At 59.7% G+C, this 15,143-nt stretch carries 13 protein-coding genes and 1 tRNA gene; 6 read left to right on the top strand and 8 right to left on the bottom strand.

The features are described 5' to 3' along the window. Window positions 1–65: 65 nt before the first annotated feature. The 3 genes from ACNAZS_RS23805 to ACNAZS_RS23795 form a co-directional block, all read right to left on the bottom strand. Window positions 66–1,688 carry a class I adenylate-forming enzyme family protein gene (locus tag ACNAZS_RS23805; RefSeq protein WP_415793025.1) on the bottom strand — a complete coding sequence of 541 codons (1,623 nt, stop codon included), beginning with the start codon at window positions 1,686–1,688 and terminating at the stop codon, window positions 66–68. Continuing rightward, a complete protein-coding gene (locus ACNAZS_RS23800; protein WP_415793024.1) occupies window positions 1,688–2,494 on the bottom strand; it encodes a citryl-CoA lyase in 807 nt (268 codons plus the stop codon). The genes ACNAZS_RS23805 and ACNAZS_RS23800 overlap by 1 nt, the downstream gene beginning before the upstream one ends. Window positions 2,495–2,763: 269 nt before the next feature. Next, a complete protein-coding gene (locus tag ACNAZS_RS23795) occupies window positions 2,764–4,464 on the bottom strand; it encodes an ABC transporter ATP-binding protein (RefSeq protein WP_415793023.1) in 1,701 nt (566 codons plus the stop codon). 437 nt (window positions 4,465–4,901) lie between these two features. Here ACNAZS_RS23795 and ACNAZS_RS23790 point away from each other — a divergent pair, with 437 nt between their 5' ends. Beyond that, window positions 4,902–5,948 (top strand): asparaginase, encoded by a 1,047-nt coding sequence (locus tag ACNAZS_RS23790; RefSeq protein ID WP_415793022.1) that lies wholly within the window; start codon window positions 4,902–4,904, stop codon window positions 5,946–5,948. Window positions 5,949–6,034: 86 nt separating this feature from the next. Beyond that, complete coding sequence (locus ACNAZS_RS23785) at window positions 6,035–6,565, top strand: MgtC/SapB family protein (protein WP_415793021.1); 531 nt, start codon at window positions 6,035–6,037, stop codon at window positions 6,563–6,565. Window positions 6,566–6,684: 119 nt separating this feature from the next. Here ACNAZS_RS23785 and ACNAZS_RS23780 read toward each other — a convergent pair. Beyond that, window positions 6,685–6,760: transfer RNA gene (locus tag ACNAZS_RS23780), tRNA-Phe, on the bottom strand. A gap of 162 nt (window positions 6,761–6,922) precedes the next feature. On the opposite strand from ACNAZS_RS23780, the gene hemA reads away from it, so the two are divergent. The 4 genes from hemA (at window position 6,923) to grxD (ending at window position 10,570) form a co-directional block, all read left to right on the top strand. Next, on the top strand, window positions 6,923–8,197 hold the full coding sequence (gene hemA / locus ACNAZS_RS23775; RefSeq protein WP_415793020.1) for a glutamyl-tRNA reductase: 1,275 nt from the start codon (window positions 6,923–6,925) through the stop codon (window positions 8,195–8,197). Window positions 8,198–8,295: 98 nt separating this feature from the next. Continuing rightward, window positions 8,296–9,378 (top strand): peptide chain release factor 1, encoded by a 1,083-nt coding sequence (gene prfA / locus ACNAZS_RS23770; RefSeq protein ID WP_415793019.1) that lies wholly within the window; start codon window positions 8,296–8,298, stop codon window positions 9,376–9,378. Between the two features lies 1 nt (window position 9,379). Further along, window positions 9,380–10,198, top strand: coding sequence for a peptide chain release factor N(5)-glutamine methyltransferase (gene prmC, locus ACNAZS_RS23765; RefSeq protein WP_415793018.1), 819 nt, complete (start codon window positions 9,380–9,382; stop codon window positions 10,196–10,198). A 45-nt stretch (window positions 10,199–10,243) separates the two neighbouring features. Beyond that, the gene (gene grxD / locus ACNAZS_RS23760; protein WP_415793017.1) at window positions 10,244–10,570 is read left to right on the top strand and encodes a Grx4 family monothiol glutaredoxin; all 327 of its coding nucleotides are present in this window, start codon (window positions 10,244–10,246) and stop codon (window positions 10,568–10,570) included. 86 nt (window positions 10,571–10,656) lie between these two features. On the opposite strand, the gene ACNAZS_RS23755 is transcribed toward grxD, so the two are convergent. From ACNAZS_RS23755 to ACNAZS_RS23740, 4 genes are all read right to left on the bottom strand, one after another. Then, a complete protein-coding gene (locus ACNAZS_RS23755; RefSeq protein WP_415793016.1) occupies window positions 10,657–11,244 on the bottom strand; it encodes a DUF934 domain-containing protein in 588 nt (195 codons plus the stop codon). Further along, window positions 11,237–12,985, bottom strand: a complete 1,749-nt coding sequence (locus ACNAZS_RS23750; protein WP_415793015.1) for a nitrite/sulfite reductase — start codon at window positions 12,983–12,985, stop codon at window positions 11,237–11,239. Before ACNAZS_RS23750 ends, ACNAZS_RS23755 begins: the two co-directional genes overlap by 8 nt. A 358-nt stretch (window positions 12,986–13,343) precedes the next feature. Beyond that, window positions 13,344–14,216 carry a phytanoyl-CoA dioxygenase family protein gene (locus ACNAZS_RS23745; protein ID WP_415793014.1) on the bottom strand — a complete coding sequence of 291 codons (873 nt, stop codon included), beginning with the start codon at window positions 14,214–14,216 and terminating at the stop codon, window positions 13,344–13,346. Between the two features lie 206 nt (window positions 14,217–14,422). Beyond that, entirely contained in the window at window positions 14,423–15,079 is a 657-nt protein-coding gene (locus ACNAZS_RS23740) for a carbonic anhydrase (protein ID WP_415793013.1), read from the bottom strand. Window positions 15,080–15,143: the final 64 nt, after the last annotated feature.

Here is a 15,143-nt window from a genome sequence, read left to right as displayed (position 1 = left end):
CTCCGTGGTTGGCACGGCGGGTTTCACCCTGCCGCGCCTCTTTTGTTGGACGGCAAACTGACTATTTATGTGGCCGTAGCGCGTGCCAGCAATTCGCGATTGGCTTTAATTTTGTATTTCTCCACCCGATGTGTGGCAGTCTTGGGTAGGCCATCCGAGAACACGACGTACTTCGGAATTTTGATAGCGGCTAACTGGCTGCCCACCCAGCGCGCGATGTCCTTCGCATCTAATTGAGCGTCTCGACGGACTACTACGACCGCCAGAATATCTTCCTCACCCAGTTCTGACGGCACACCTATGGTTGCGGCTTCCAGGACATCCGGGTGGCTCGCAATGACGCGGTCCAACTCGGACCCCGATATGTTTTCGCCGCGGCAGCGGATGATGTCTTTCTGGCGCGCCACAAACCAATAGAACCCGTCGGCATCGCGCCAGGCAATGTCCCCAGTAATGAACCAGCCCTCGTGAAACGCCGCCTGGGTGCGCTGCGGGTCGTCGTAATAGCCTTGCATGACGGTCGGCGTACTGACCAGTAGTTGTCCTTGTTGCCCGTCTGGCAAGTCGACGAACGATTCATCCACGATGCGCAATTGCGGCTGCGGCAGCCCCGGGGCTAAATGCGGCGACACCTGGCCCATGCTGCCCAATTTGCGCGGTCCCTTGAAGGCGTTGGACAGCACACCGGGAATTTCCGTCATGCCATAGCATTCGATCAGCGTGGGTACATTGAAATCATCGCGAAAAACCTCTACCAGCGTCTTGTCCAGCGGTGCGACAAAGGCCTTGGTCATGGCATGCCCCGCTACATATTCGGTACGGTCGCGCTTGGTCAAGATGGTAGCGGCCGCGCCGATCAGATTGACGGTGGTGCATCGCGTTTCTGAAATTGTCTTCCAGAAGCCGCTGGCCGAAAATCGACGCGCTAGGACAAGTGTGGCCCCTGCGGCCAGCGTGCCACCCAGTGAATAGAAGAGCGCGTTGATATGGAACAAGGGCAGTATGCAGCAGATACGATCCTCGGGTTGAAGATACAGGCGCACCACGAAGCTTTCAGCGGTAATGACATAGCCGCGCTGGGCATGCATGGCCCCTTTAGGCGAACCTGTGGTGCCGGATGAGTAGATGAGCACACAGGTCGAATCGGGCGTTCCGGTTGACGGCGGCGAATTGTGTGGCGCGTCCGCGATTTCGTCGTCCAGTACGTTCACACCCTCGAGCCCTGCTTCGTTCAGAACGATCCAGGGCGCTGGTTCCAGGGTGGCGCAAGCCTGAATCGTCCGGTCGTAGGCTTGCGGCGAGCAAACCACGCCTTGCACCTTGGCATTGTTCAGCGCATAAGCCGCCTCGGGGATGCCAAACTCCGGATTGATCGGCACCATGATGCCTTTTATGCGAGCCAGGGCCAGGAAGAGTATTACGGTGGATGGATGATTGGTCGAGAACACGCCCACGCGGTCTCCGCCCCGCATGCCTTTTTTCCGCAGCCATGATGCAGTGCGCTCGACATCGCGCGCCAACTCGCTATAGGTCCACGCGCGGTTTTCGAATATTAGGCAGACCTTGTCCGGTAATACCTGAGCGCGGCTGGCCAGCAAGCCTGTCACCGTATAGTCGTGCTCCGGATAACGGTGTACGACCTCATCCGGCTCCAACAAGGCGGCATCTATTTTGCCTGTGTTCGCCATCAGGTGCCCCGTCGCTTTCCAGCAAGCTGCCCATCATAGGCAATTCCTTGCTCGGCACGCGTTGCTATCTTGAAGCCCAACGGATTGCGCTGCTCTTCGAGAAGATGTGCGACCAGCGAACCGGTGCGTGCCACCAGGGGCACGCCGCGCAAGGATTCCAGGGGGAAATCGGCATCCAGCAATACGGCGGGAATTGCTGCGGACACGTTCAGAGGCAGGAAACGGCCATAGGCTGTTTCGATATGCCGCTCCACAGCCTGCAGCGCCTCTACATGCTTGCCCGCGACACCCAATTCGTTGGCTACCTTCAACAGACGGGTAGCGCGCGGATCCTCGGCTTTGTGTACGGGGTGGCCGAAACCTGGAACCGGAAGCCTGGCCTCCCGCAGGTCACGCAAGACAGCGATGGCCGCAGTATCGATATCGGTAGCATCGGTCTCTTGCCGCTTGAGAATATCCGCCAACAAAATGCCAGCGGTTTCGGAGGCGCCCAGAATTACCGTACCGCAGCCCAGCAATCCTGCCGATACTGCGCCCTGCAAGGCATCGGGGGCGGCGGCGTAGGTCATGCGCGCTGCTTGTATGGAAGGCACAAAGCCGTGTTCGGCAATTGCCACCAGACAGGCGTCCGTTATGGCGACCAGTTCCCGGGTCGGCTCCTGTCCCGTCAAGAGGAACAGAAAATAATGTGTGAAGGAGATTTTCCCGATTAACTCGTCGCACAGGTCGCGGCCGCGAATCGTAATACGGTCGGGTTCGACCTTGGCGATAGAGCTTGTTCCGAACGTCAACGTGTTGTCCGCCACCTGCTTCTCCTATTGAAGAACGTGTTCAATCACCACAGGCATGTCAAGGAACTGATAGCTATCTGTCTTAAATTTGCGCATACCGAAATAATATTCGGTATGCGCAACAAGTATCACCTTGCTTTCCTCATTCTGTCAAGCAGCAGTCTTTTTCACACTTCACGATTTTTTGTCGACCGCGTACCAAAGATCTTGTTGGTAGCGGGCACAAAGAAAATGCTCAGCTACAAGAGCTGGGCGGTTGAATCGCGATGGTCTTCGTTAAGGCTTCAAGGCGTATGCCGGGCCAATATTTCGTCACGCGGCCCCGCATCCACCACGCGCCCCGCTTCCATCACGACGATCGTGTCAAAGCGGCTAAGCAAGCTGGGCCGGTGCACCGAGGCCACGATGCAAGCCTGCGGAAATGCGGCATACATGCGATCGAACACCCGGCCTTCTGCCTGTGGGTCCAGCGCGCTGGTGGGCTCATCCAGTAGCAACAAGGAGCTCCCCTGCGCAGCTAACGCGCCGCGCGACAGGGCCAGGCGTTGCCGTTGTCCGCCCGACAGATTGCTGCCGCGTTCGTTGACCGGGCTGGCCAGGCCGTCAGGCATGCCTTGCAGCACTTCGTCGAACACGCCGGTATGTACGGCGGATTGCAGTGCCGCGGCACTGGCGGGTTCGCCAAAGGTCAGGTTCTCTTCTACGCTGGCTTCAAATACTTCGGCTTCTTGCGGGATCAGCGTGGCCAGTGTGCGCAGTTCCGCCCAGTCCACTGACTTGCCGTCGCGCAGTAGCTCACCTTGCTGTGGTAGATAGAGGCCGGCCAGCGTGCGCAGCAGTGTGCTCTTGCCACCACCGCTGGGCCCGATCAGCGCGATGCGTGCCCCCCGGCGCAAGACCAGGTCGACGTCATGCAAGCCGCCGCGCCCCTCAGAGGAATAGCTCCAGGTGAGGCTGCGCAGCGCCAAGGTTTGCCACGGCGCGTCGGGTACCACGGAGGGTACGGTGGCCTGTGGGTCGCCCGGGGCCTGCCAGATAGGCCCGGCGCTACTGAAGTCGGTGTGGATACGCGAGAAGCTCTGGAAGTTCGACGCGATGGCGCTGACTACCGAGGCGACCTGCTGGGCATATTGATAAATCATGAAGATGGTGCCTAGCAGCACCGCCTGTCCGGGCTCGCGGTGTTGCAGCACGTAGTGGACCACGAGTATCCAGGTCAGGCCCATGCCCATCAGGTCCACCACGCACCACTTGACTTCGTTGATCCAGAGGGCTCGGCGCAGCGGTATCATCATTGTTGCCAGGCGACGGCCAAGAATTTTGCGCGAGGCAGCTTGCAGCCGCAGGCCAATCACCGTGCCGGCATTGCTGACAAAGTCGAGCAGCGCCGCGACATAACGGCGTTCCTCGTCGTTTTCGGAGCGGGCCAGTCGCATCAGTACGAGGTCGAAACGCAAGGTGATGAGCGCGATGACCAGGTAGCCGCCTACGGCAATGCTGCCGCTGGCTCGGGATAGCAAAAACAACGCTACCAGCGGGCCAATGAAGTTCAGTGCACTGTGCAAGTAGCCATACATGTTCCGTGCGAAGGTTGCCAAGGCGCGGCTGGACTGCAGCACGCGGTGTTGCAAGTCGCCGGAATGGCGGCCGTCGCGCCAAGTCAGCGGTGCGGCAGCGATGCGGGCATAGAGATCGTCGGCCAGTTGTTCGCGCGCGCGCACGCCCACTTGGCCTTCCAGCACGCGTCCGGGACCGTGAAACACCCAATGCATCGCGTAGCAGCCGACCAAGAACATGATCCACAGGCCGGCCGTTGGCATATCGTTTTGCTGCAAGGCATTGATGGCGTGACCGGCCAGCCAGGGCAAAGTCAGCTTGATGAGCTGAGCGCCGGAAAGTAGGGTGATTGCGCCAATCAGGTGTCGCCGCTTGCCTTCGGCATAGCGCCAGAGCGCGAGAAATAGCTCGAGCGCTGCACGGCTCATGCTGATGGAGGGAGATGGGGAGGAGGAATCCGGCTTCATTGTGCAGAGGTGAAAAACACGTCGCCTTACTTGGGCTTGTCCTCCAGGCCCAGTCCGAGATTAGAACGGCAGGCAAGGGGGCGGCAAAGTATCGAAGATAGCATTGAAGGACGTGAGCGTTACCCAGCCAGTTTGTCCTCTGCATGCTTTGTACTTTAAAAAAACGAATCCTGAGCTGTATTGTTCGAAGGGTAGAGGCTGTGACTGCGCGCTTGCGCATCATCCGTTATTACACGCGGGTAGCGCATTTGGATTCAGTGGTTTCGGCGTTTATATATGTCATGCGGGTTTTGCAGCACCCTTGGGCACGCACTGTCAATCAGGTCATATCCTGATCCCAACTACCCGGGCGCCGGGTATATGTAGTCGTCCCAACAGAAACAATCCGGGAGACAGTGATGAAGAAACTACCATTTTTGATCGCAGGAGTGATGGCCATGACGGCACAGGCGTATGCGCAGGACAAGCCCACGGTCCCATTGATCGCCACGGGCGGCACGATCGCGATGAAGATCGATCCGGTCAAGAAGGCGCCGGTGCCCGCGATTTCCGGCGATGACTTGATGGCTACCGTGCCCGACGTTGCCAAGTACGCCAAAGTCGAAGTCAATAATCTTTCCAATGTCCCGTCCGACTACATGGACCCGGTGCGTTGGACAGCCTTGACCAAGGCGGTCGAAGAGACGCTGAAACGGCCTGAGGTGGCGGGTGTGGTGGTGTCGCACGGCACGGACACGCTCGAGGAAACCGCGTTTTGGCTGGATACGACCATCAAGTCGGACAAGCCCGTGATCTTGATCGGAGCCCAGCGCAATGCGTCGTCATCGGACTTCGACGGCCCACGTAACTTGCTCAACGCGGTGCGCATTGCGGTCGATGAACAAGCCAAGGGCAAGGGCGTCATGTTGGCCATGAATAACCAGATCAACGCCGCACGTTATGTCACGAAGACGCATACGGCCAATGTGGAAACCTTTCAGTCGGGCAGCTATGGCTTGATCGGCGAAGTCTACGCGGACAAGGTCGTCATCGACCGTGCGCCGCTACGCCACCAGCACATTCCGATTGTCGCCTCGGAAATGCCTCGGGTGGACATCGTCGCCATGTACGGGGGGGCCGATGACCGCATGCTGCGCAGCGCGGTCGACCAAGGCAGCAAGGGTATCGTGGTGCAGGCCCTGGGCATGGGCAACGTCAACATGCCCATGTTCGAAGGCATCAAGTACGCGCTGTCCAAAGGAGTACCGGTCGTTATCTCGACCCGGGTACATAACGGGCGGGTCATGGCGAATTATGGTTTCGAGGGCGGCGGCAAGACGCTGGCCGATGCAGGCGCCGTCATGGCGGGCGACCTGACCCCGCAGAAATCGCGCATTCTATTGATGTTGCTGCTGCAGCAAGGCAAGGCAGGCAAGGAAGATATCCAAGCAGCGTTCGATTTGTAAAGGGATCGGCTAGCGGCATCGCAATAGATTTCGATAGCGCAGGAACCTACACTATGGCAAACAACCTCCTGCGTTAAGGAACCATCATGTCGACGTTGAACGATATTTGGCTAACGGTGGTGAGCGAATTCTCCGATATCGCAGATATTAAAGAAGCGACGGTGATAGTGCTTCGGCTTGGCCTGGCCGTAATTTTGGGTGCAGCGATCGGTTACGAGCGCGAGATGAAAGGAAAGGACGCCGGTTTGCGAACCCATATGCTGGTGTCACTGGGCGCGGCCATTTTCGTTCTGGTTCCTGCCGCTAGTGGGATGCAGATTTCCGATATGAGCCGGGTCATGCAGGGCGTGATTGCAGGGGTGGGCTTTCTCGGCGCAGGCGCCATCCTCAAGCAGGAAAATGATCGCGTCGTCAAAGGTTTGACAACGGCAGCCAGCATCTGGATTGTCGCAGCAATTGGTGTTGCCGCGGGCTATGGCCGGGAAGCGACCGCCGTTGCCAGTACTCTGATTGCCTTATTTGTCTTGGCGGTCGTCAATCGGTTTGAGAAAAACATACCCAAGGACGGCACCCCTTCGCCTCGCTCTGAGGATCATCGGTCGTCTTCTGCCCCTTAATTCAGTTGATCGAGACACGCGTTATCCCCGTTTGTGAGGTAGAGCCCGTCCATTCCGTTGTTTGCGGGGTAGCGGCACAAAAGAAAATGCCCAGCTACAAGAGCTGGGCATCGAATTCGTGGTGGCCTGGGGCGGAATCGAACCACCGACACGCGGATTTTCAATCCGCTGCTCTACCGACTGAGCTACCAGGCCAACGAAGTCCGCAACTATACACAAATTTTTGGAACCTTGCAGGAAATCTCCGGTAATCCCTCAAAACATGGCACTATCAAGGGATAACCCTTAGCTGTATAATTTCATTGATCTAATGTTACAAATGCGCCGTGCTATGTCTGCCGGTGCCTTGCCTCTCCCATGTCCGTAGCTGTTCTTGCGTTCGGTCTGAATCACACGTCTGCGCCCGTTTCGGTGCGCGAACGGGTGTCTATGCCCGTCGATTTGGTTCGACCCGCATTAGAGGGCCTGCGGTCCGCCTTTGGCGGCTCTGTGCGCGAGGCGGCGATTTTGTCGACCTGTAATCGCACCGAGGTCTATTGTGCCGCCGATGCGCATGTGGCGGAGCAACTGCCGGTCTGGTTGGCGGATCACAATCGCCTGGAGGCCGGGGCGTTGAGCCCGCACCTGTATCGGCACCACCAGGACGATGCGGTACGCCACGCGTTTCGCGTCGCGAGCGGACTCGACTCCATGGTGTTGGGCGAGCCGCAGATCCTGGGGCAAATGAAAGACGCGGTACGCGCCGCGGGCGAGGCTGGCTCGTTGGGCACGCTGCTGCATCAGTTGTTCCAGCGCACGTTCTCTGTCGCCAAAGAGGTCCGTTCACAGACGGCCATCGGCGCGAATTCGGTATCGATGGCGGCCGCTGCCGTGCGCTTGGCCGAACGCGTGTTTGGCAATCTGGATCAGGCCCACACGTTGTTTATTGGTGCGGGCGAAATGATTGAGCTCTGTGCGACGCACTTTGCGGCGCGGCGTCCGCGCAGCATGATGGTCGCCAATCGTACGGCCGAGCGCGCGGAAACGCTGGCCGGACGATTTGCCGCGAGCACCATGAAGCTCGCGGATCTGCCCGAGCGCCTGGCGGATTTCGACGTCATTGTGTCCTGTACGGCCAGTTCCCTGCCCATCGTGGGTCTGGGGCTCGTCGAGCGGGCGACGCGTCAACGTCGCCACCGTCCGATGGTGATGATCGATTTGGCGGTGCCGCGCGATATCGAGCCCGAGGTCGGCCGGCTGGATGATGTCTATTTATATTCCGTTGATGACCTGGGCAGACTGGTGCAAAGCGGCACCGATGCACGCCGCGCGGCTGTGGTGCAGGCCGAGGCCATCATCGAAACGCGTGTCCAGGGCTTTATGCACTGGATGCAATCCCGCGAAGTCGTGCCGGTGATCCGCGATATGCATCAGGCCGCCGAAGACGTGCGCGCCGCAGAGCTCGAGCGCGCCCGCCGCATGCTGGCGCGCGGCGAGTCACCCGAAGCCGTGCTGGAACAATTGGCGCACGGCCTCACTCAAAAGTACTTACACGGCCCCCTCGCCGCGTTGAACCGCACCGAGGGCGACGAGCGCAAGCAGCTGCTTGCCTGGATGCCGCGTTTGTTTCCGGGTCGCGATACGCGTCGTTAGCGCTGCTATTGCAATGCCCGCCTGTCGGCGGGCGTTCGCTTTTTTTCGGGCGCCCGCATTTCGCTAATCCGCAATTGTCTCTTTGGACCTTCCTTCATATGAAATCTTCCATGCGCAGTCGGCTGGAGCAACTGTCTCACCGCCTCGTCGAGGTGGATGCATTGCTCGCTCAGCCCGAAACGGCTGCCGACATGGAGCGCTTTCGCAAGCTGTCGCGCGAGCGCGCCGAACTGGAACCGGTTGCGCAGGCATTCGGGCAGTTTGTGCGTACCGAAGAGGATCTTGCCACCGCGCAGGAAATGCTGAGTGATCCCGATCTCAAGGCGATGGCCGAAGACGAGTTCAAACTCGCGAAAGAGCGTCTGGAAACGCTGGAGACGGAATTACAGCTTTTGCTGCTGCCGCGTGATCCCAACGATGGTCGCAGCCTGTTCCTGGAAATCCGCGCAGGGACTGGCGGAGACGAAAGCGCGCTGTTTTCTGGCGATTTGTTGCGCATGTATTCGCGCTATGCGGAGCAGCGCGGCTGGCGTGTTGAGCTGATGTCCGAGAGCGCTTCGGAGCTGGGCGGCTACAAGGAAGTCATTGCCCGTATCGATGGTGACGGGGCCTATGGGCGCCTGAAATTCGAGTCGGGCGCGCATCGCGTGCAACGCGTCCCGGCGACCGAAGCGCAGGGTCGTATTCATACGTCGGCATGTACGGTGGCGGTGATGCCCGAGGCGGACGAAATGAGCGACATCGTGATCAACGCGTCGGATCTGCGTATTGATACGTTCCGTGCCAGTGGCGCGGGTGGCCAGCACATCAACAAGACAGATTCCGCGGTGCGTATTACGCACTTGCCGACGGGGCTGGTGGTGGAGTGCCAGGACGACCGTTCACAGCACCGCAACAAGGACAAGGCCATGCAGGTATTGGCCGCCCGTCTGAAAGACCGCGAAGTCCGCGAGCGCCAAAGCAAAGAGGCCGCCGAACGCAAAAGCCTGGTGGGCTCGGGCGATCGTTCGGAACGCATTCGTACCTATAATTTTCCGCAAGGCCGGGTGACAGATCATCGTATTAACCTGACCTTGTACAAGCTGCAGCAGATCATGGAAGGCGATATGGAAGAGCTAACCGGGGCCTTGGTTGCGGAACACCAGGCCGAGTTGTTGGCGGCGCTGGGAGACGGGGTTTAACGTGAGTCATCCGATCCTGCAAACCCTTTTGCGGGACACGCGCCTGCCGCGTCTGGAGGTGCGTATGCTGCTAGAGCATGTGCTGGACAAGCCGCGCGCCTGGTTGCTGGCGCATGATATGGATCCAATCGAGCCCTGGCAGGCGCAGCAATTTCAGGTGTTGGTGACGCGCCGATTGGCGGGTGAACCCATGGCGTATTTGGTGGGGCATCGCGAATTCATGGGGCGTGATTTTGCGGTGACGCCCGAGGTGTTGATTCCCCGGCCCGATACCGAGCTGTTGGTAGAGACCGCGTTGGCGTGGCTTGCTAGGCATCCCGAGGCGGCGGTACTGGACTTGGGCACGGGCAGCGGCGTGATCGCGGTGTCGATCGCGCTGGCGATGCCAAATGCCACGGTGACCGCGACGGACGCCAGCGCGACCGCGCTGCAGATGGCGGTGCGTAATGCGTCGAGATTGGGTGCACGCGTGGATTTTGCGCAGGGTAGCTGGTATGGCGCGCTGCCGTCCCTGGCTCGCTATGACCTGATCGTGTCCAATCCACCGTATATTGCCCGTGATGACGAACATCTGGGTCAGGGTGATCTGCGCTTTGAGCCGCGCGGGGCCTTGACCGACGGCGCGGATGGTCTGCGAGACTTGTCCGTGGTTGTCGCGGGGGCGGTCGACAGACTGCGGCCCGGCGGTGCCCTATGGGTGGAACATGGTTGGGATCAGGCGGCCGCGGTGCGGGCGTTGTTCAACGATGCCGGGTTTAATCAAGTTTCGAGTTTGCGTGATTTGTCGGGAATCGAGCGGATTTCTGGCGGGTCCCTATAATGGATTCATTCGTTAATTACTGCTTTTCCTGTTTGTGAGATCACCATGAGCGACGTACAAGAATTTCTCCGCGATACCGTGACCCAGCACCCTGTGGTGTTGTTCATGAAAGGTACGGCCCAGTTTCCCCAATGTGGATTTTCGGGGCGTGCCATTCAGATTTTGAAGGGCTGTGGTGTCAAGAAACTGATCACCGTCAATGTGCTCGAGGACGACGAAGTCCGCCAGGGCATCAAGGAATTTTCCAACTGGCCGACTATTCCGCAGCTCTACGTCAGCGGCGAGTTCATCGGCGGTTCGGACATCATGAATGAGATGAACGAAAGCGGCGAGCTCAAGTCTTTGCTGGATGGATCGGGCGCTACGGCCTAAGGCTGTCGCCCTGTCCGTAGATTCTGCATGATGGGGTGTGCATTGCGTGGCAGGCACACCCGATAGGCCCGATAGGCCGCGCTGAGCTAGGCCGCCAGTTGTTCTGGTGGCTTGGGGTACGTTTGTTGGTAGTGCACCGTAAACGTCTTAAAGGCCGCCAGCGCTTTTTCGGGGTCGTGGCCCGGTTTGACCAGAAAACTGTCAAAGCCCACCCGCGCCTGATAGTGGATGGTGTCGATCATGACATCGCCGAGGGCGCGCAGTTCACCTTGCCAGTGGTGACGAGTGCGTAGCAATTGCGCCAGTGAATAGCCGCGCCCATCGGTATAGATAGGGAAATCGATCGCGATGAATGCCAGGCCCGTGGCGTCGACACGGCCATCCGTACCGACCAAGTCTTGCAACTTGGCGTCGGACGCCAAGAGGACGGCGACGGGATGCTGACGTTGGCGCAGCGCGTCTTGTGCCACCCTCCAGAGGGTCAGCGGCACGATCCAGCCCGGTTCATCCGCGGGTAATACCGGCGGTGCGCCAGCCACAGATGACGTTTCGTCGTCTTTGGCGCCGGCGGCCTCGGGCTCAAAGACGTGCCAATCGTTCACTTGCAGTTGGCCGTGACGGATGAGGCGGGCAGTGTGGTCGTCCACCGCTGAGGTTACGCTGGTTTCAGGCATGTGCCACCTCGCGAGTGGGGGCCGGTGCGGATTTGGCGACGGCGGGGTCGGAATAAACGTCTTCTTTAAAGGGCGCGATACCCACGCGGTCGACGACATCGATGAAGCGTTCGACGTCGCTGTCGCGCAGGCGCAGGTACGTCTGGATGAGCCGATCGACGACATCGGCGACTTGGGCTCGTGCAAAGGATGGCCCGATGATGCGGCCAATGGCGGCGCCACCGCCACGTGTCGATTGCAGGTCCAGCAGAGGCTTGGCGGCGCCATTTTGGCGCCCCCCCAACGTTACCTGATACCACTCTTCGCCGTTCTTATCGACGCCCAGAATGCCGATGTGGCCCACGTGATGGTGTCCACAGGCATTGATGCAGCCGGAGATATTCAGATCCAGTTCACCGATCTCGAACAAGTAGTCCAGATCGTCGAAACGGCGCTGAATGGCCTCGGCGACGGGGATGGAGACGGCATTGGCCAGGGAACAGAAATCGCCGCCCGGGCAGGCGATGATGTTGGTCAGCAGGCCGATGTTCGGCGTGACCATGTTCAGCGCGCGGAGTTCTTCCCAGAGCGCGAATAGCTGGCTGCGACGCACGTCGGCCAGCACGAGGTTTTGCTCGTGCGAGACGCGGACTTCGCCAAAGCCATAACGCTCAGATAAATCGGCGACGGCGTCCATCTGGTCGGCCGTAATATCGCCGGGGGGCACACCCGTGGGCTTGAGCGACAGGGTGACCGCGGTGTAACCCGGGACCTTATGGGCCCGTACGTTTTTCTGCAGCCAACGGGCAAACGCCGGATGCGCGGCGGCATGCATTTCGGTGGGATCGGGCTCGCCCGCCACGGCGTCGTCGTATTCAGGCCAGGTAAAGCGGTTGGCGATGGTATCAACATGGGATTGCGTGAGTGTGTCGGGGCCGTCTTTGATGAGCTGCCATTGTTCGTCGACTTGCTGTGCGTAGACCTCGGGCGTCAGGTCCTTGACCAGGATTTTGATGCGCGCCTTGAATTTATTGTCGCGCCGACCATGCATGTTGTAGACGCGCAGGACGGCTTGCAGATAGGTCAGCAGATGCTGCCATGGGACAAAGGGGTTGATCAGGTGGCCGACCATGGGGGTACGGCCCAGGCCGCCGCCGACCCACACGCGAAAGCCCAACTCGCCATCTTGCTCGACAGCCTGCAGGCCGACATCGTGCACGCCAACGGCGGCGCGGTCTTCTTCGGCGCCGCTGACGGCGATTTTGAATTTACGCGGCAGGAAGGCGAATTCCGGGTGCAAGGTGGACCATTGGCGAATGATTTCGCACCAGACGAGCGGGTTGACCAATTCGTCGGGAGCAACGCCTGCAAAGTGATCAGAGGTCGTGTTGCGTATGCAGTTGCCGCTGGTCTGGATGGAGTGCATTTGCACCTTGGCCAACTCCGCCAGAATGGTCGGCACGTCTTCGAGCCTGGGCCAGTTGAATTGCATGTTCTGGCGCGTGCTGAAGTGACCGTAGCCACGATCCCAGGTGCGGGCAATATGGGCCAGGGTGCGCAGTTGTCGCGCCGCCAGCAGGCCGTATGGGATGGCAATGCGCAGCATGGGCGCATGACGCTGGATATACAGACCGTTTTGCAGGCGCAGGGTGCGGAAGTCGTCTTCGGTCAGTTGACCGTCCAGAAAGCGCTGCGTCTGATCGGTGAACTGCGCAACGCGTTGTTCTACAAGTTGTTGATCGACAGGGTCGTACACGTACATAGCAAGTTGCCTATTGGGGGCGCTCGAAGGCGCCTGAAGGAACCACTGGCGACAAGGCGGGCAAAAGATGCCACAGACGCAAAAAAACGCCGCCGTTTGGCGTCGCCAGGTTCTATGTACATAACCGTAACAGCCGATATATTGGGTTGTCTAAGTCATTCTGGTAATAAGGATAGAAGCACGAAGAGGCCGTGTTCGCGGGGTGGTGGCGTGACAAAGACTTTGCATGTCACCCCCGGCAAATGCCCGCGCCCACTCGCGCCGAAATGGCACGGCACGTGATGATGGAGTGGATCCACGCCGCACTGCTTTAGCCCGCGTTGCGGGTGTATCAGGCACCCGCAACGCGGGTGGGGTATCAGGCGGTCTCTTCGAGGCGCTCGAGCGACGTCCGTGCCGCCTCGGGGGGCGTGCCATTTTCCCATGGCAGGTCCACGACGTAGTCCTGTTGCAGGCAGTCGTCGGGTAGGCATTCGATGGGGCTGAAGTCCCGATGCGCGATCCATTCCACACGTTTGAAGCGCCGGATGTGGTTCGACACCGCGCACAGGCTCAGGTACACGCTGACGCGGTTCCAGGGGCTGAGGTTGGATGATGATGCATGCACCAGGCAGGAGTGGAACAACAGCATGGAGCCCACTGGCCCCTTGGGCGCGACGATGCCGCCATCGCGGCCTCCCGCTTTTTCCACCATCGTACGGATGTTGTCGTTGTTGATTGTCCAGAGCGGATAGCTCGTGGTCGTTGTGTCGTGTCCCGCTTCGAGCACGCCCAGACGGTGGCTGCCAGGAATGAACATCAGCGGCCCGTTGTGCTCGTTGACCTCGTCCAGGAAGATGGCCACGTTCATGGCCCGTGGCGTGGGCATCAGGTCGTCGTTGAGCCAAGTGCCGTAGTCCTGGTGCCATTGCCACACGTCGCCGTCAAACGCGTTCTTGCCGTTGATCTTGAACTGGTGCATGTATACGGATTCGCCGAACAATTGCTCGACGGGGAGCACCATGCGGGGATGCCGGGCCAGACGCGCGAACGGCGCGCTGTACAAATGGGCCGCGAAGTTGGTGCGCACCGCGCCGCCTTGCTTTTCGCGCACGTTTTCGGGCCGGTCTTGTGCGTACAAGTGTGGCACTTCGTCAGTCAGCGTGGCGATTTCCTGCGGGGAAAACAGGGCGGGGAAGAACAGATACCCGTCCCGGTCGAATTGTTCGCGTTGCGCTTTGGTAAGTTGCATCGTCGTCTCCGGGAGTGGGGCCGGCCGCAGTTGGCGCTGTTGCTTCCGGCGCCGCGCGCCGACATCCGTCAGGCCGCTGCCGGCGGGCAGTGTTCTGAATGACAGGAAGTTCGGTGAGTCTTTGTATTCAGAATACAGAAATTCACCACCGTGTCACGCTGCAGCGCCGCATTGCCGGGTGCGAGCCTGTCGATCGCCGTGATCGATCAGTCGGCAGCGGCAGGTTCTTGCGGTTTGCAGGGGGCGAAAGTCCCGGTCTCGGGGTCGAGCAGGAACAACAGGCCAGTGGCGACACCGAAATAGGTGCCGTGGAGTTCGAGGTCACCCTTGTGGACCCGACGACGGATGGACGGGAAGGTCATCAGGTTTTTCAGGCTGTGTTCCACCACGGCCCATTCCAGTTGCTTGATATCGACGGCGTGGTCGCCCGTGCGGGGCAGGGCATCCGCCACCGGGGTGATCTGCGACATCCATTTTCCGATGAAGTCGATCTTGGTGAGCGGTTTCGCGTCGTTGAACACGGCCGCAACGCCACCGCACGAGGCATGCCCCAGCACGACGATATGTTTGACGTTTAGCGCATTGACGGCGAATTCGATGGCGGCGCTGGTGCCGTGGTACGACGAGGACTCGGCTTCGCCCTCGTACGGCGGGACCAGATTGGCGACGTTACGGATGACGAACATCTCTCCGGGACCCGCGTCGAAGATGACCTCGGGCGATACCCGGGAGTCGCAACAGCCAATCAACAGGATTTGGGGGTGTTGGCCAAGCTCTGCCAAGTGTTCATAGCGTTTGCGTTCGTTATGAAAGCGGCCATCCAGAAAAGCCTGGTAGCCGTCAGAAAGTCGTTTGGGGAACATGGGGGACATCCTTATTGTGGTGCGAGCGCAAGTCGCTATTTTTTCACAGTCCCCTGACAAGTGG

This window comes from Bordetella tumulicola (assembly GCF_965138755.1).
Taxonomy (GTDB): Bacteria; Pseudomonadota; Gammaproteobacteria; order Burkholderiales; family Burkholderiaceae_B; genus Bordetella_A; species Bordetella_A tumulicola.
The sequence above is the reverse complement of the archived record's forward strand: the minus strand, read 5'-3'. Positions and strand labels throughout refer to the sequence as shown.